General features: G+C 40.3%; 15 protein-coding genes. 6 read left to right on the top strand and 9 right to left on the bottom strand.

All coding sequences use genetic code 11. The features are described 5' to 3' along the window. Positions 1-331 precede the first annotated feature (331 nt). The 7 genes from LXL81_RS24650 to LXL81_RS24620 form a co-directional block, all read right to left on the bottom strand. Entirely contained in the window at positions 332-1,111 is a 780-nt protein-coding gene (locus tag LXL81_RS24650; RefSeq protein ID WP_234649898.1) for a 3-hydroxyacyl-CoA dehydrogenase, read from the bottom strand. A gap of 26 nt (positions 1,112-1,137) precedes the next feature. Further along, a complete protein-coding gene (locus tag LXL81_RS24645; protein WP_234649895.1) occupies positions 1,138-1,323 on the bottom strand; it encodes a hypothetical protein in 186 nt (61 codons plus the stop codon). Between the two features lie 8 nt (positions 1,324-1,331). Continuing rightward, positions 1,332-1,496, bottom strand: a complete 165-nt coding sequence (locus tag LXL81_RS24640; protein WP_234649893.1) for a hypothetical protein — start codon at positions 1,494-1,496, stop codon at positions 1,332-1,334. Between the two features lie 26 nt (positions 1,497-1,522). Next, a complete protein-coding gene (locus LXL81_RS24635) occupies positions 1,523-1,963 on the bottom strand; it encodes a DUF6934 family protein (protein ID WP_234649891.1) in 441 nt (146 codons plus the stop codon). 162 nt (positions 1,964-2,125) lie between these two features. Further along, positions 2,126-5,557, bottom strand: a complete 3,432-nt coding sequence (gene ileS / locus LXL81_RS24630; protein WP_234649888.1) for an isoleucine--tRNA ligase — start codon at positions 5,555-5,557, stop codon at positions 2,126-2,128. 221 nt (positions 5,558-5,778) lie between these two features. Continuing rightward, positions 5,779-6,600: a family 16 glycosylhydrolase gene (locus LXL81_RS24625; RefSeq protein ID WP_409013968.1), complete on the bottom strand. Its 822-nt coding sequence runs from the start codon at positions 6,598-6,600 to the stop codon at positions 5,779-5,781. 10 nt (positions 6,601-6,610) lie between these two features. Then, entirely contained in the window at positions 6,611-7,813 is a 1,203-nt protein-coding gene (locus LXL81_RS24620) for a hypothetical protein (protein WP_234649883.1), read from the bottom strand. 192 nt (positions 7,814-8,005) lie between these two features. Here LXL81_RS24620 and LXL81_RS24615 point away from each other — a divergent pair, with 192 nt between their 5' ends. From LXL81_RS24615 to LXL81_RS24590, 6 genes are all read left to right on the top strand, one after another. Beyond that, positions 8,006-9,013, top strand: a complete 1,008-nt coding sequence (locus LXL81_RS24615; RefSeq protein WP_234649881.1) for a bile acid:sodium symporter family protein — start codon at positions 8,006-8,008, stop codon at positions 9,011-9,013. A 41-nt stretch (positions 9,014-9,054) separates the two neighbouring features. After that, positions 9,055-9,678, top strand: coding sequence for a DUF4230 domain-containing protein (locus LXL81_RS24610; RefSeq protein WP_234649878.1), 624 nt, complete (start codon positions 9,055-9,057; stop codon positions 9,676-9,678). A gap of 13 nt (positions 9,679-9,691) precedes the next feature. Beyond that, positions 9,692-11,071 carry a glutamine synthetase family protein gene (locus LXL81_RS24605; protein ID WP_234649876.1) on the top strand — a complete coding sequence of 460 codons (1,380 nt, stop codon included), beginning with the start codon at positions 9,692-9,694 and terminating at the stop codon, positions 11,069-11,071. A 216-nt stretch (positions 11,072-11,287) separates the two neighbouring features. Further along, positions 11,288-11,752, top strand: coding sequence for an IS200/IS605 family transposase (gene tnpA / locus LXL81_RS24600; RefSeq protein ID WP_234649873.1), 465 nt, complete (start codon positions 11,288-11,290; stop codon positions 11,750-11,752). A gap of 1,878 nt (positions 11,753-13,630) precedes the next feature. Next, positions 13,631-14,404 (top strand): glucose 1-dehydrogenase, encoded by a 774-nt coding sequence (locus LXL81_RS24595; RefSeq protein ID WP_234649871.1) that lies wholly within the window; start codon positions 13,631-13,633, stop codon positions 14,402-14,404. A 23-nt stretch (positions 14,405-14,427) separates the two neighbouring features. Next, positions 14,428-15,810: an aldehyde dehydrogenase family protein gene (locus LXL81_RS24590; RefSeq protein ID WP_234649869.1), complete on the top strand. Its 1,383-nt coding sequence runs from the start codon at positions 14,428-14,430 to the stop codon at positions 15,808-15,810. Between the two features lie 86 nt (positions 15,811-15,896). Here the strand turns inward: LXL81_RS24590 and lysA are convergent, their stop codons facing one another. Both lysA and pyrF read right to left on the bottom strand, forming a co-directional pair. Further along, positions 15,897-17,132 carry a diaminopimelate decarboxylase gene (gene lysA / locus LXL81_RS24585; RefSeq protein ID WP_234649867.1) on the bottom strand — a complete coding sequence of 412 codons (1,236 nt, stop codon included), beginning with the start codon at positions 17,130-17,132 and terminating at the stop codon, positions 15,897-15,899. A 51-nt stretch (positions 17,133-17,183) separates the two neighbouring features. Then, complete coding sequence (gene pyrF, locus LXL81_RS24580; RefSeq protein WP_234649866.1) at positions 17,184-18,011, bottom strand: orotidine-5'-phosphate decarboxylase; 828 nt, start codon at positions 18,009-18,011, stop codon at positions 17,184-17,186. Positions 18,012-18,073 lie beyond the last annotated feature (62 nt).

The raw sequence follows: 18,073 nt of genomic DNA, 5'->3' as shown, positions 1-18,073 counted from the left end.
CGAAGTACTAATTTGGAAAGAGAGAATTGTTTGTTCAAAAAGATATGGACACGATTATCCCACATTCTGGATAATGATTTTATTCGAAGAAATTGAAAATTGAATTTTTGAAAGTAGCCGCTTTTTTCAGTGCAAATTGAAAAGCTGGCAAAACTTCTTTTCTTCCGGGAATTGAAAATAAACTGATCAACCCGTTCAATTTGAACAGTTTTCCCAAATTGAAGATTGTCGTGATATGATGATATTCCGGACGATAAAAACAGAAATAACAGCCAACTGAAAATTGGAATTTTGAGTCCGTTAAGTTGTTTATTTTTCATATTCGATTTCATTATTTCGCCCCCATTCGTATCGCACCATCCAACCGTATCACCTCGCCATTTAACATTGGATTTTCGACTATGGATTTTACTAGCAAAGCATATTCCGAAGGCTTGCCTAAACGCGATGGAAATGGAACTTGTTGTCCGAGAGAAATTCTTGCTTCCTCCGGTAAATCCATTAATAACGGTGTTTCAAATAATCCAGGAGCGATGGTCATGACACGGATACCAGCTTTTGCAAATTCTCGCGCTATTGGCAAAGTCATACTAACAATACCACCTTTGCTGGCTGCATAGGCTGCTTGTCCCATTTGTCCGTCATAAGCGGCGACGGAAGCTGTGTTAACAATGACGCCGCGTTCACCTTCCGTATTCGGTTCATTTTTCTCCATGGCAAACCCAGCCAAACGAATTACATTAAACGTTCCGATCAGGTTGATACGGATAGTTTTTTCAAAAGCATCCAGAGCATGCGGGCCATAAACGCCATCCACTTTTCCGATCGTTTTCCGGGCAATCGCAATACCTGCGCAATTCACAACAATCTGAATTGAACTAAATAATTCAATAGCAGCATTCACTGCCAGTTTTACATCAACTTCATCTGATACATCTGTTTTTACAAATTTCAGTTTAGCAGGAAATTCTAGTTCAAGTGCTTTTCCGGAAGTTTCGTTGAGGTCAAGAATAACCACGTTCGCTCCTTCTGAAAGAAATAACCGAGCTGTGGCTTCACCAAGCCCGGACGCGCCGCCGGTAATAAGTACTGTCGAATTTTGTAGTTGCATGAAGTGTAAAGGCCAATTAGTGTTAATTACTTATCACTTCTATGTCGATTCAATATATATTCCGGAATTGGATGTTTTTCTAAAAATGCGCGTGCTTCATCGTTTTTTCTTTGCGCTGCTGCTGGTATTGGTAAGTCATTTAATGATTTATCAATGAAAATTCCTCCGTAAACGGGCTTTTTATCAACAACTTTTGATTCTAACGATTTCATATTGTAAATTAATTCCTTTTAAAATGAGAAGGAATAGGATACTTTCTCAATGTTTCTTTTGCCTTTTCGGCTTTTTCCAAAGCGATTTGTGGAACAGGTAAATCGTCTAATGAAGGATTGTATATCATTCCTCTCTCACTCGCTTTTGTGATATTTTTTTCTACAACTTTCATTTCTATGAAAATTAATTTCATCTAAATTAAATCTTTTTTTCAATTAAAAAACCTTCAAAATTAATATTAGGTTCGAATGGATACCATTCTTGATTTTTAAGTCCAAGTATAATCAAATCTTGAATATCAGCGTTATATATTTTGTTAATAACAATTTGGTATATTCTAGTTCTTGAAGAAGCACTTCCCTCAAAGTAAATTTTACTATTTCGATATTCGTTTAAAAACGCTGTTACAGCATTTATTACTGTGGCAAAAATTTCCGGCATATCACCATTGTTAGTTACTGATAAATCACTGTATTCCTGAGAAGTGGGATTGTAATCCAATAAAGCAAGATTATAAATATCATCGGCTAATAATTGGAATAAAATTACTTTTTCAAAAACACCTCTTTTGCCAACGCTCTGAAATTGGAACCGAGTATGGTCTTTATTTATATTTAGTGCGTATGGTTTATAATTCATTACATAACAAAGTCTTTAGACCTAACTAATTGTGATTCCTACATCTAGTACGTAACACGACAAAATAAGTTACACAGCCAAAATAAAAAGGAGCCCCACAAAGAAAAAACCTCTGTGAAACTCCTTTTTAAAACTCTTCTAACTCTGTGTTTCCTAACTGAATCAGGAAACAACCTCAATTTTTACCTTCAACAAAAACTCATCCATTTCAATCTCGCTGGCAGAACCGTTAAGGTCGCCTACAAGGCTAAGATCCAGTGCCTGAACTTCCTGACAGATATATTCCCGGTTTGCAGTCACTGCGCTTGCCAATAATTCGTCATTGTTTTGCAGCGTGATCTTAATCTTATCTGTTACTTCAAATCCGCTGTCTTTACGAAGATTTTGGACACGGTTTACAAAGTCGCGCGCGATACCTTCCAGACGAAGTTCGTCAGTAACGGTGATATCAAGAGCAACAGTCAGGCCGTTTTCACTTGCAACCAACCAACCCGGAACGTCTTCGGTATAGATTTCAACTTCGTCAATTAAAATCGCCGCTACCGGATTAAGATCGGTAATCAAAAACTGACCGTCCTTTTCCAGTTGTTTGATTTCAGTGTTGTCCCAAAGTTTAATTTTCTCCGCAACAGCCTGCATATCTTTCCCAAATTTCTTACCTAAAACCTTGAAATTTGGTTTGGCTCTTTTATGGAAAAATCCGTCGTTATCATTGATCGCGTCAACATCTTTCACGTTAACTTCCGATAAAATAATCGAAGCAACCTGATGGATCTGGCGACTTGTTTTTTCTGTCAAAGCCGGGATCAAAACTTTTGAAAGTGGTTGACGTACTTTTAATTTATGTTTTTTACGGATCGAGTGAACCAGCGAACTGATCGACTGGGCCATTTCCATCGCTTCTTCCAGATCAAGATCGATTTCATTGTATTCAACAACCGGCCAGTGTGACAAATGGACTGAGTCGTATTTCAAATGAGAATCCGCTTTGATCAATTCTTCTCTGATTCCGTCCGTCAAACTTTTGTATAACCATTCCGCAAAAAATGGAGCGATTGGCGACATCAGCTGAGATACCGTAACAAGACAATGTTGCAACGTTTCATAAGCTGCTTTTTTGTCTTCTGTCAATCCCGCATTTTCGCTTGAAGGATTCCAGAAACGGCGGCGGTTCAAACGGATATACCAGTTTGAAAGCTGATCCGTCACAAAATCCTGAACCAGGCGTCCCGCTTTTGTCGGGTTATAATCATCAAACTGCTCACCAACTTCTTTAATCAGCGTATTCAGTTTTGACAAAATCCAGCGATCCAGTTCCGTTCTGCTTTCGACAGGAACAGACGTTGCTTCGTGGAAGTTATAACCGTCCAGATTCGCATACAATGCGAAGAAATTGTAAGTATTTAGCAGCGTTCCAAAAAACTTGCGCTGTACTTCCTGGATTCCGTCGATATTAAATTTAAGGTTATCCCAGGGTTCCGCATTGGTGATCATATACCAGCGCGTCGCATCAGGACCATATTTTCCAAGTGTTTCGAATGGATCAACAGCATTTCCAAGACGTTTGGACATCTTGTTACCGTTTTTATCCAAAACCAAACCCGTTGAAACAACATTTTTAAACGCTACCGAATCAAACAACATGCCGGCGATTGCATGCAAAGTGAAGAACCATCCACGAGTCTGGTCAACGCCTTCAGAGATGAAATCGGCTGGGTAACTTTCGTTGAATGTTTCGTTATTTTCAAATGGATAATGCCATTGTGCATATGGCATCGCACCTGAATCAAACCAGACATCAATAAGATCCGGCTCGCGGAACATGATTTTCCCTTGGGATGACACAAAATAAATATTATCAACATAAGGACGGTGAAGATCAAAATCTCCTTCGCCTAATTTTCCAAGATAAACCGAATTGCTTTCCGCCTGATCAGCCGATAATTTTCCCGAAGTATTCGCCTTTTCAAGCAATTCTTTCAGTTCACTGATCGAACCAACACAAACTTCTTCTCCATCTTCACTCCGCCAGATCGGAAGCGGCGTTCCCCAGTACCGTGAACGCGATAAATTCCAGTCAACCAGGTTTTCCAGCCAGTTTCCAAAACGGCCTGTTCCTGTGCTTTCCGGTTTCCAATTGATGGTTTTGTTCAATTCAACGAGCTTATCTTTCATCGCCGTTGTTTTGATAAACCAGCTATCCAGTGGATAATACAAAACCGGTTTGTCCGTACGCCAGCAATGCGGATACGTATGTTCGTATTTTTCGACTTTGAACGCCTTTCCTTCTTCTTTCAGTTTGATCGCGATCAAAACGTCCGTTGCGCGGAATTCCGGATCAGCCTGTTCTTCTGCCGAATAATATTCAGGCTTCACAAAACGGCCAGCATAATCTGTAATTTCTTTTACAAAACGTCCGCGACGATCTACTATCGGCACCTCTTTTCCGGTTTCATCTTTCACCATAATGGCAGGAATACCGTTGGCATTAGAAACCCGGAAGTCATCCGCACCAAAAGTTGGAGAAGTATGCACAACGCCGGTACCATCTTCTGTCGTAACGAAATCACCAATAATTACACGGAAAGCAGGTTTTTCTGGCTGAACGTATGGCATCAATTGCTCATATTCAACACCTTCCAGATCTTTACCTTTGAATTCTTTCAAAACAGCCCACGGCAATAATTTCTTATCGCTCGCGGCATATCCTTCAAAATCTCCGTCTTTTCCTTTTTCGGTGAAATATTTTCCGATCAAATCCTTTGCCAAAACCACTTCAACGGGTTCGTAGGTATAAGGATTGAAAGTTTTTACCAACACATAATTGATGTTCGCACCAACCGTCAAAGCTGAGTTCGCGGGCAAAGTCCATGGCGTTGTTGTCCATGCCAAAATGCGCAGATCAACCAAACCTTCAACATCAGCAAAAACAGGATGACTTTCCACCGCTTTCACCTTGAACATCGCCACAATTGTTGTGTCCTTCACATCTTTGTATGTGCCGGGCATGTTCAATTCATGTGACGAAAGTCCGGTTCCTGCTGCCGGAGAATAAGGCTGGATCGTATAGCCTTTATATAGTAATCCTTTGTCGTAAAGCTTTTTAAGTAAGCTCCAAAGACTTTCGATATATTCGTTTTCGTAGGTTACGTATGGATTTTCAAGATCCACCCAGTAGCCCATTTTTTCCGTCAGATCATTCCATTGGTCGGTGAATTTCATGACCGTCTGGCGACATCTTTCGTTGTATTCTTCTACTGAAATTGTTTTTCCAATATCATCTTTCGTGATCCCAAGTTCCTTTTCAACCTGTAATTCAACCGGAAGTCCATGGGTATCCCAGCCTCCTTTACGCTTCACCTGAAAGCCTTGAAGGGTTTTGTAGCGACAGAAAATATCCTTAATTGAGCGCGCCATCACGTGGTGAATACCGGGCTTTCCATTTGCCGAAGGCGGACCTTCATAAAAGGTAAAGGAAGGTGAGCCTTCGCGTGTTTCGATCGACGCTTCAAATATCTTATTGTCTTTCCAAAATTTCAGTATATCATCACCAATCTGTGGATAACTGAGGTTTTTATACTCTTTGTAGTTCATATTGGCAGTTAGCTGTAAGCCGTGTCGCTTTAAGCTTCGTTATTTGGCTCTTCCTAAATTTCAGACCGCAAATTTACGGATTTTTTGGGTGAAAGGGAAGGAGGTGTGCTAATGAATAATAGCTGATTTGATACATTGTAGAAAGCATAACAGAAATTGGTGATAAATGGATCGTTAGAAGCATTCAAGTCTACGCATGAAACCGGATAAGCTAAGGTTCCTCATTCTTGATAAACCCTCACATAATCAATCTCAAATCGCGCCGGAAATTTGGTATTGGATAAATCACCCCCGTTATCACCTCCAAGTGCCATTCCGACTAAAATATAGTGCGGCTGGATAAATCCATTTGACTTGGGATCAATAGTATTGTAAGTTTTTTCCACCTCCTGCGTATTTATCAGCATGTCGTCAACATATAGTCTGATACTTTTTTCGTCCCAGTTCATTCGCCAGATGTGAAATTTGGATGCCCATTCAGGATCATTAAATTCTGAAACTGGTTTTTTAACTGAATTCCAGGTTGCTTTCCATTTGTCCTTTGAACCCCAGGCTACATTGGCAAGAAGCATACCCCGGTAAAATTCCATAATATCAATTTCTCCATTATCGGGCCATTCACCTTCATTCCCCAAAGTCCAGAATGCCGGCCACAAACCAGACCGGGTATCAATTCTGGCACGCATTTCGAACCGGCCATATTTGAAACTTTGCATGCCTTGGGTGACCAGACTGGCAGAAGTATAATGGGCCGTTTCCCGTTCTTCTTTCCAGTTTTTGCTACCGGAAATGTACCCGGGATTTTTTACTTCTTCCTTTCTGGCTTCAATGATTAAAAAGCCATTTTTACAATAAGCATTTTCTGCCTGATACCATTGATCTTCATGATTCCTGACAAATCCTTTTTCAGCTTTCCAGTTTTTTGGATCCGGTTTTCCGTCAATATTAAACTCATCAGACCAAACCAGCTTTTCTTGTCCTTTTAATGTGGAAACAGATATTGTAAGAATAAGGAAAAACAGAAAAGTATACCGGAAAACCATCATAATATCGTCAATTAAAAAGATTCCAATGGAAAAGCCGGTCGATCCCCATAATTACCCGCATAGGCAGCGGTTCAAGCCAGATTACTCTGTTATATCCCATGGTGAAAACAAGAGGATGAACCACACAGACAAAGCATACAAAGAAGAAGATGACACGAATTGAACGCAATGAGGCATTTTTGAAAAGTATAAAAACCGCCATCAGTAAAAACGGGAATCCGTAAGAAAGTGCCCTGTCGATATCATGAACATAAATTCCTGTTGAGATAAGTACGATAAAACCAAAGGAAAGTACGATTAATAGAGCATACTTTCTAGAAAGTATTAATGCCAAAAATGCTGCACTCAATAGTATCCAGAATCCTTCAAAGACGCTCCATAAACTACTTCCTAATCCGTAACGATTGCCATCCTGCAATAAAATCGGAGCCCAGTTATAGGTGTATCTGTGATCCGGAAAATAGGTTTTTCCGATATAAATACGAATTGTAAAATAAATAATCCAGCTTACCCAAACCACCCACCCGCGTCCGATAAAGGCATTTTTGATCAAAGTCCAGAATTTGAAATCATTGGTTTCATAAGCTTTGTTGAGAATATACCAGAGTAAAACATATCCTCCTGCAATCACCGCACGCTCATCAGTAAAAAAAGCCGCAAGCATCAGGAAAAATATTGCCGCATGTTTTCTTGTAAAAAGTGCATTGAGCAGGAAAAAGTATGCGAACGTATCACCATACCCATGAATATCCGCATAAGGCCAGACGCCTATGAAAATATTGGAAAGTGACAAAATGAAGAGGCAGGTTATCACTTTATCATTTGAAACAGAAAACACATATTTCGTGATCTGGTTAATAAACGCAACTCCGATAAGACCTTGAAAAAGCAAAATCAACACAACATTATGACGTGTAACGTAGGAAAGCAAGGGCAATGTCCAACGGTAAATCATTGCGTCCCGTCTTACATATACGCCATAACCGATATCCGTGGGGTGTAAAAGATTTTCTGACTGATGTTGAATAAAAGTCCACGCATCCAGATTGCCGGTATGATTCAGATGGTTCCATAAAACGGTGTAAGGAGGAAATGCAAGGAAAATGGAGAGTGAAACGGAAAATAATGTCAATATTAATATCCAGTGTCTGGACCGTAATTTGAACTCAATCCACCCAAGGACTGAATGGTAGAAATTTTCAAAAAGCATGGCTAATTATTTAAGAATTCATAACGTAAGTATGATACTAAGATAAAATAGTTATTAGCTCATTTCCAAAAAACATTGCGGCCGGAAGCCTATAATTTGCGTTAAAGTTGTTCTTTAGACTTTTAATTTATTTAGTGGTTAAATCTTGTTGTTTCTGATAAGATTTTGTTAATATTTTTTGTTTTAAGCATAATGAAGAAGATTATCAATATTGCGGAAAAGGCTGGGCTGGATGGTTTTCTGCTTGCGCTGATAAGCATGATCGGACTGGCATATGTTTATCCATACCCGGGTATGAAAAGTAGCCCTGTGCCTTTGGGGGAAATAGCAACTTATGGCGTTTCAGTTATTTTCTTCTTTTATGGATTGAGATTGAGCCCGGAAAAGCTCAAAGCGGGTTTAACAAACTGGCGACTGCATGCGATGATCCATTTCTCAACCTTTGTACTTTTTCCACTTTTAGCGCTGGCTGTCCGTCCGCTTTTTAAGGGATCCGAAAATGAATTGCTGTGGTTATCAATATTTTTTCTGACCACTTTGCCATCCACTGTTTCCTCTTCTGTGGTTATGGTTTCAATCGCAAACGGAAATATTCCTGCTGCAATTTTCAATGCCAGTATTTCAAGTTTGATGGGCGTTTTTATAACACCGCTCTGGATGGGACTTGTGCTGGATAATGCGTCTGGAGAATATGATCTGCCTGGAGTTGTCGGAAAGCTGTCGTTGCAGGTAATATTACCAGTTGGTTTAGGTATATTGATGAACAAATCCTGGGGGGCATTTGCGGAAAAGTACAAAAGCAAAATCCGGTATTTCGATCAGTTTACGATTTTGTTGATCGTTTACACATCATTTTGCGAATCCTTCGGGGAGCATTTGTTTAGTGGATTTAAGATGCGTGATATTGTATTTTTGGGGATAGGCATGGTCGCATTATTTTTCTCCATTTATCTGTTACTGAGCTTTTTTAGCAGGATTTTGCATTTTAGTAGGGAAGATGAAATAACAGCAGTATTTTGTGGTTCGAAAAAGTCCCTGATTCAGGGGGCAGTAATGTCCAAAGTGCTGTTTTCAGGAGCATCTTATGCGGGGATAATGTTGCTGCCAATTATGTTGTATCATGCGTTGCAACTCATTGCTGCAAGTGTTTTGGCACAACGGATGGCAAGAAAGAACCTGGAAATTGCCGGTTCGGAATAGCCGAAGATTTTCTGAAATGATATTCTTAAAAAGAGATTACTATGCGATTGATTCCGTTCATCTTACGTTTGATTTTGTTTGTACTGATTCTGGTAGGATTAAAGTCGATGTGGGATAATTTCAGTTCTGGCAACTGGATTCCGGATTGGGTTTCAGGAAAAAATAAAACGGAAACAGTTCATACGCTGGTGTTGCAGGAAATGACTGCGATGGGTAAACTTGAACTGGTAAAATACAATTTTAAAGATGTGGTAGAACAAGAAGTTGTCAAAACCTGGCTTCCCAATGCCAAAGCGGTTTTGATTGTGCAGGGGGAAGCAATTGGCTGTGTGGATTTAACTAAAATTCAGATTGCGGACATTACGTCGGAACAGGAAACCCTGGTGGTTCATATGCCCGAACCAGAGCTTTGTGTTTTTAAAATTGACCATGAACATTCCAAAGTTTATAATACAGAGTATGCTTTTATGGAAGAAGGACAGTTGGTAAACGAAGCCTATTTGCAAGCTGAAAAACAGATTCAAAAATCAGCTTTGGATATGGGAATTCTTGAACAGACCAAAGAAAATGCAACCAAAATTCTGACACCTATGCTTGAAAAAGCTTCCGGAAAAAAGGTTATGCTGAAATTTTCAATGAATGCAAAAATAGATAAATTACGCTAATCCAATCATTCCTATGCCCGTTAAAGGATTTCTTACCCAGGAAGATTTTCAGAATAAAGTTAAGCTTGAAGAAATTGAAACCGTAATCGTTGCCTTCACAGATCATTACGGCAGGCTGATGGGAAAGCGGGTAGATGCAGATTATTTTATTGACAGCGTTCTGGATTCTGGTACACATGGCTGTGATTATCTGCTGACAACCGATATGGAAATGGAGCCGGTTCCGGGTTATACCTATGCCAACTGGGAGCTGGGTTACGGTGATTTTCACATGGTTCCTGATCTGTCGACGCTTCGTATGGCAGATTGGCTTGAAAAAACGGCACTGGTTATCTGTGATGTTTTTGATGAAAAAACACACGCGCCGGTTCCGGTCGCTCCACGCTCAATACTGAATAAGCAACTTGAAAATGCAGCTGATTTCGATGGTTTGAAATGTTTTGCGGCATCTGAACTGGAATATTATCTTCTGGAAAATACGTACAAAGATGCTTTTCAAAAACATTATCAGGATTTAACACCAGCCGGATATTACCTTGAAGATTACCATATTCTACAAGGTACGCGTAATGAAAAGTATACCTCAACTGTCCGCAGACATCTAAAAAATTCAGGTGTTCCGATTGAAACTTCAAAAGGAGAATGGGGACTTGGACAGCACGAATTGAATGTGCGTTATGCCGAAGCATTGCCAATGGCAGACAACCATGTTATATACAAACAATGCATGAAAGAAGTAGCCGATGCAATGGGTTTTTCTGTCACATTTATGGCGAAATTTGCTACCGGGCAGGCAGGTTCCAGCAGCCACATTCACATGAGTTTATGGAAAGATGGTAAAAATGCATTTGCCGGTGATCAACAATTTGGTCCTGTAAAAGGATCGAATATTTTCAGATGGTTTTTGGGCGGATGGATTAAACATGTGCCGGACCTAATGCCGTTTTATGCACCAACCGTTAATTCTTACAAACGTTTTGTCGATGGTTCCTGGGCGCCAACCCGCCTTGCGTGGAGTTATGATAATCGCACAGCCGGCTTTCGTGTAGTTGGTCAGGGCGCAAGTATGCGTATCGAATGCAGGATTCCGGGAGCGGATTGTAATCCATACCTGGCTTTTGCAGCTTCTTTGGCATCTGGACTGGCAGGAATTAAAAATAAAATTGAACCGCCGGAATGTTTCGTGGGTGATATTTATGCCGCAGCACATTTGCCACGCGTTCCATATACCCTGGCAGAAGCCACAACGCTTTTCGAGCATAGTGAATTTGCAAAGGAAACTTTTGGGGAAGATGTAGTTAAACATTATTCGCATTTCTTCAAAACGGAACAACGGGCATATGATATGTCGGTGACGGATTGGGAGAGGAAGCGGTATTTTGAAAGAATTTAAGACAAATTTACGAGTGAGGCGGGAGGCTCCGATGGAGAAAGGGTTTGTAAGACGAAAATCTGTTTCTATAAACAGGATAAAAATTAGTAATTATCGAGCCGCTTAGCGGCTACCTGTTTATAGAAAAGATATGGTTACAGGGCAAGGTTGGATCCTTAGGAGCCTCCTTGGAAATTTCAACCATTAATTTATATCACACACACACCAAATAAAAAAATGGCAAACACCTATTCACAAATTTATCTGCAATTTGTCTTTGCGGTTAAAAACAGACAAAGCTTAATCCCTCAAAATCAAAAAAAGGAATTGCATAAATATTTAACGGCTTTGGTCCAGAATAGAAAATCAAAAATGTTGGCCGTGAATTGCATGCCGGACCATACGCACATTTTTGTTGGTTTTAAACCTGTTTTATCCATTCCTGATTTTATTAAAGAAATTAAGGTTGAGAGTAATGAATTTATAAATAGCAAAAAGTGGACGAATTATAAATTTGGATGGCAGGAAGGATATGGTGTGTTTTCTTATTCACATTCGCATATTAGTTCGGTCATAAATTATGTTTTAAACCAAGAAGAACATCATAGAAAAAAAACTTTTAAAGAAGAGTATCACGATTTTCTGAAAAAGTTTGAAGTGCCATTTGACGATCAGTATTTGTTTGAGTTCTTTGATAAATAACAGGAGACTGCGAAGGAGTCTGAATTTAGATTGAATAAAACCGATTACTAGAAACAGGATGCTCCTAAGTAGCGGGGCATGGAATCGGAATTTTTTTTGAAATAATTTGTTCCGGATTTCAGAATTATCCAGCCGCAGAGCGGCTTCCTGTTTCTAGAAAAGAATTATCATCATGTAAGGTTGGCTCCCTTGGAACCTCCTTGGATTTGGAGAAATATTCTTGATGAAAATTAGGAGACTCCGAAGGAGTCAAACCAGGCTAAAACTGAATAATTGGCTATAAACAGGATGCTCCTATGGAGCGAATTTTTGATAAAAGAAGGTTTTAAAAAAGGTGTTATAATATAGAAATAGGAATTATCAGCCGCAGAGCGGCTTCCTGTTTCTAGAAAAGAATTATCACCATGTAAGGTAGGCTCCCTTGGAACCTCCTTGGATTTGGAGAAATATTCTTGATGAAATTAGGAGACTCCGAAGGAGTCAAACCAGGCTAAAACTGAATACTTGGCTATAAACAGGATGCTCCTATGGAGCGAATTTGATAAAAGAAGATTTTAAAAGGAATTTAATTTAAAAAAGTAGGAGTTATCAGCCGCAGAGCGGCTTCCTGTTTATAGAAATGAATTATCACCATGTAAGGTTGACTCCCTTGGAGCTTCCTTGGATTTGGGAAAATATTGTTGATGAAAATTAGGAGCCTCCGAAGGAGTCAAACCAGGCTAAAACTGAATACTTGGCTATAAACAAGATGCTCCTATGGAGCGAATTTTTGATAAAAGAAGATTTTAAAAGGAATATTTAAAAGTAGGAGTTATCAGCCGCAGAGCGGCTTCCTGTTTCTAGAAAAGAATTATCACCATGTAAGTTGGCTCCTTAGGAGCCTCCTGGATTTGGAAAAGGATTCTTGATGAAAACCAGGAGACTCCGAAGGAGTCAAACCAGGCTAAAACTGAATAATTGGCTATAAACAGGATGCTCCTATGGAGCGAATTTTTGATAAAAGAAGGTTTTAAAAAAGGTGTTATAATATAGAAATAGGAATTATCAGCCGCAGAGCGGCTTCCTGTTTCTAGAAAAGAATTATCACCATGTAAGGTAGGCTCCCTTGGAACCTCCTTGGATTTGGAAAAATATTCTTGATGAAAATTAGGAGACTCCGAAGGAGTCAAACCAGGCTAAAAATGAATAATTGGCTATAAACAGGATGCTCCTATGGAGCGAATTTTTGATAAAAGAAGATTTTAAAAGGAATTTAATTTAAAAAAGTAGGAGTTATCAGCCGCAGATCGGCTTCCTGTTTATAGAAATGAATTATCACCATGTAAGGTTGACTCCCTTGGAGCTTCCTTGGATTTGGAAAAATATTGTTGATGAAAATTAGGAGCCTCCGAAGGAGTCAAACCAGGCTAAAACTGAATACTTGGCTATAAACAGGATGCTCCTATGGAGCGAATTTGATAAAAGAAGATTTTAAAAGGAATTTAATTTAAAAAAGTAGGAGTTATCAGCCGCAGAGCGGCTTCCTGTTTCTAGAAAATAATTATCACCATGTAGGGTTGACTCCTTAGGAGCCTCCTTGGATTTGGAAAAATATTCTTGATGAAAATTAGGAGACTGCGAAGGAGTCAAACCAGGTCTAAATAAGCAATAGGCTATAAACAGAATGCTCCTATGGAGCTAACCAAAGAAAGAGACTTTCCGAAATAAATTTATTCCGGAAATGAAGTTTATCAGCCGCAGAGCGGCTACCTGTTTATAGAAAAGACATGGTTACCGGGCAAGGTTGGCTCCATCGGAGCCTCCTGCAGGCCTGTAAATTTTAAACCAATTAAACAAAAACTCAATTACTATTAAATTTATCCCTTAAATAAAAACCCAATGCGCTTAGAAAATAAAGTTGCCCTCATTACTGGTGGAAGTGGTGGGATTGGCCGGGAAACGGCTCTTTTGTTTGCCAAAGAAGGTGCGAAACTGGTTATTACAGACGTAAATGATGTTGCCGGCCAGGAAACGGCTGATATGATCGTAGCCGAAGGTGGCGAAGCTTTTTACCTTCATGCAGATGTTTCAAAGGCAGCTGATTGCGAAGCGATGGTAGCATTTACGGAAGAGAAATTCGGTAAATTGAATATCATGTTCAACAACGCCGGTATCATGCATAGTGATGATGACAACGCTGTTACAACCGAAGAATCAATATGGGATTTAACCATGAATATCAACGCAAAGGGAGTTTTCCTGGGCTGTAAATATGGAATTCCTGCGCTACAACGTGCTGGCGGTGGGTCAATTATTAATACGGCATCTTTTGTTGCCATACTTGGCGCAGCTACACCGCAGGTTGCCTACACTGCCAGTAAAGGGGCAGTTCTAGCATTAACCAGAGAATTGGCGATTATCCACGCACGTGAAAATATCCGTGTAAATGCGTTATGCCCTGGTCCCTTGCGGACTGAATTGTTAATGAAATTTTTGAATACGGAAGAAAAAAAACAACGTCGTCTGGTTCACATTCCAATGGGACGTTTTGGCGAAGCAAAAGAAATGGCATCGGCCGTTCTTTTCCTGGCATCGGATGAATCATCTTTTGTAACCGGCACCGATTTTCTGGTTGATGGCGGTATTACTTCCGCTTACGTAACACCTTTGTAAATAGAACAGCATTTTATAAGTATATGCAAAAAACAATTAGTCCTATCGATGGATCAGTATATCTGGAACGTCAGTTAGCAACGGACGAAATGATTGAAAGTTCGCTGCAAAAAGCAACCGAAGCGCAGAAAGAATGGAAGAAAACCACCGTTCAGGAACGTGCAGCTATATGTTTAAAAGCAGTAGAGTACTTTGTCAAAAACGCTGATGAGATCGGTTTGGAGCTAACCTGGCAAATGGGACGGCCGGTACGTTACACCGCCAATGAAATTAAAAAAGGATTTCAGGAACGTGCAAAATATATGATTTCTGTTGCCGAGCAGGCTTTGGCTGATGTTGAGGTGGAAGAAATTGCTGGGTTCAAAAGATTCATCCGTCGCGATCCGGTAGGAGTTGTTTTCGTCGTTGCGCCATGGAATTATCCTTACCTGACTTCTGTCAATTCTGTTATTCCGGCGATTATGGCCGGAAACTCGGTCATTTTAAAACATGCACAACAGACACCGCTTTGCGCCGAACGTTATGCGGAAGCTTTTGCATACGCAGGTTTGCCGGAAGGTGTTTTTCAGTATTTACATTTAAGTCACGAGCAGGTAGCCGCGGTTATTGCTGATACAAGAACTGCTTATGTTGCTTTTACCGGTTCGGTGGAAGGTGGTCATGCCGTTCAGAAATCAATTAATGAGCGTTTTATTGTTGGTGGCTTGGAGCTTGGTGGAAAAGATCCGGCCTATGTTCGTGCAGACGCAAATCTGGCAGATGCCGTGGAAAATCTTGTTGATGGTTCTTTTTTTAACTCCGGACAATCCTGCTGCGGTATTGAAAGAATTTATGTTCATGAAGATGTGTATGACAAGTTTGTTGAAGGATTTGTTGAACTGACAAAAACATATACCCTCGGCGATCCGCTTGACGCTGATACGACCTTGGGGCCAATGGTCAGAACTTCTGCCGCAGCATTTGCGCAAAAACAAATCGAAGAGGCCGTAGGACAAGGTGCAAAAGCATTGATTGATACTGCACTTTTTCCGGCACACAAAGAGGGAACGCCGTATATGGCACCGCAGGTTCTGGTCAATGTGGATCATACGATGCAGGTGATGACAGAAGAAAGTTTTGCTCCTGTGGTTGGCATTATGTCTGTGAAAAGTGATGAGGAAGCGATCCGTTTGATGAATGACAGTCAGTATGGTTTGACGGCTTCTATCTGGACAAGTGATATTGATGCAGCGCTGGAAATTGGTGCGCAGGTGGAAACCGGAACCTGGTTCATGAACCGCTGCGATTATCTGGATCCGGCCCTGGCATGGACAGGCGTTAAAAATTCAGGTAGGGGAGTAACGCTTTCAAAAGTAGGTTACGAAGCGTTAACCAAAGCAAAATCTTTCCACTTGAAAATTGGGTAGGTTACACAGGGAACCACAGAGATAGGAAGAGGGGCACAGAGTTTATGTTAAAATAAAACTCTGTGCCCCTCTTTTTTTATCTCTTTCTACTCTGTGAAACCTACCTGCGTGCGCAGCAAATCTTCCAAAGTCTCACGTCGTCTCACCAATTTCGCGGTGCCGTTATCGACCAAAACTTCGGCCGGGCGGAAGCGGGCGTTATAGTTTGAGCTCATCGTGAAACCGTAAGCACCTGCATTTAAAAACGCTAATACATCGCCCTGACGCACTTCCGGTAACGGACGATCTGTTGCGAATGTGTCTGTTTCGCAGATATAACCAACAATAGTATAATCTTTTTCCTTTCCTGCCGGATTAGAAATATTTAATATATGATGATAAGAACCATACATCATCGGTCTGATCAGGTGGTTTAAACCTGAATCGATGTGTACAAAAGTACGTGCCGGATCTTCCTTCACAACGGTAGTGTTTACCAATAAATATCCACATTCACTTACCAGAAATTTCCCGGGCTCGAACCACAATTGCAGCTTACGACCGTATTTCACACAGAAATTTTTAAAACGCTCTGAAATTTTATTACCCAAAAGCTCCATATCTGTGATCGGATCATTTGGTTTGTAGGATACTTTAAATCCTCCTCCCAAATCAATTATTTCAAGATCAGGAAATTGCAGTGCAGCCTCAAAAACAATATCAGCAACTTGTATGAAAGGTTCGGCATCCTTAATATCGGAACCCGTATGCTGATGCAAACCGATTACTTTAATATCATATTTTTTAACAACTTTCAGAATCTGATCCAATAGCAAAACCGAAATCCCGAATTTTGAATCTGCATGGGCAGTCATGATTTTGATGTTTCCTCCTGCGGCTACATTTGGTTTCAAACGGATCAGACATGGTTTTGTATTTCCATAAGTTTGTCCAAACCATTCAAGTAAAGGAATGCTATCGACATTTACAATCGAACCCGCTTCAACTGCTGCTTTTACTTCCTCAAACGGAACACCGCTTGGCGTGAATGTGATTTGTTTGGTATCATATCCGGCCAGTTTTCCCATTTCCAGTTCACCGGTTGAAACTACGTCAAGTTCAACGCCGATTTCACGCATCAAACGTAAAACCGCAAGATTTGTATTGGATTTACAGGCGAATTTTATCTTCATATCAATGCCTGAAAAAGCATTTTGCAATTCCTGTACTTTGCGACGGATCGTTTCGCCATCGTAAACATAAAGTGGACTGCCGTATTGTTCGACAAGTTGTAGCGGGTCAATATTTTGTATTGTATATGTATTTTGATCTGAAAGCTGCATTGGAAAATAATTGGATGGTATTAAATTAATATTTAGAAAGCGGAAGTTGACTTATTTGCAATACTTGTCGAGATATACAGCCATTTCCTTTTGTAAAACCTGCGCTTCTTCCTTCGCCTTTTGTGCAAAATCAAGACCGTTGCTGGCATAAATGATACTTCTGGAAGCATTGACAAGCAATCCGCAGGATTTATTCATACCATACCTGGAAACTTCTTCCAGATTTCCACCTTGCGCGCCGACACCCGGCACTAATAAAAAATGGTCAGGAACGATAGTACGGATACTAGCCAGATCGTGCGCTTGTGTTGCCCCCACCACATACATCATCCGGTCAGCACCTGCCCAGGTTTGTGAAGTTTTGAGCACCTGTTCATATAAAAATCCTTCTTTGGTTTCAAGTCGTTGGAAATCTGCCCCACCGGAATTGGAAGTTAACGCCAGCAGAATAACCCACTTCCCTTCAAAATCAAGAAACGGCGTTACTGAGTCGCTTCCCATATAAGGCGCAACCGTTACCGAATCAAAATCAAGCCCAGACGACGACGGATCGAAAAATGTACGTGCGTAAAGTCCTGATGTGTTTCCGATATCACCTCTTTTGGCATCAGCAATCGTAAAATGGCTTTTTGGAATATACTCGATCGTCTTTTGTAAACTTTCCCAACCCTTTGCTCCCAACGCTTCGTAAAAAGCGATATTCGGTTTATAGGAAACGCAATAATCAGCTGTGGCGTCAATAATCTGTTTATTGAATTCAAAAACCGGATCGCTCTCTTTTAACAAATGAGCGGGAATTTTACGTATATCTGTATCCAGGCCTATGCAGAGATAGGATTTCTTTTGGGAAATGTGTTCAAAAAGCGCTTCGTATGTCATGTTATTTCGAAATAATGTGCCGAAATTACAACCTCTGCAAATAGATTCATAAATTTGCACAC

Origin of the sequence: Dyadobacter sp. CY356, from assembly GCF_021440195.1 — a bacterium.
Lineage (GTDB): Bacteria > Bacteroidota > Bacteroidia > Cytophagales > Spirosomataceae > Dyadobacter.
The sequence above is the reverse complement of the archived record's forward strand: the minus strand, read 5'-3'. Positions and strand labels throughout refer to the sequence as shown.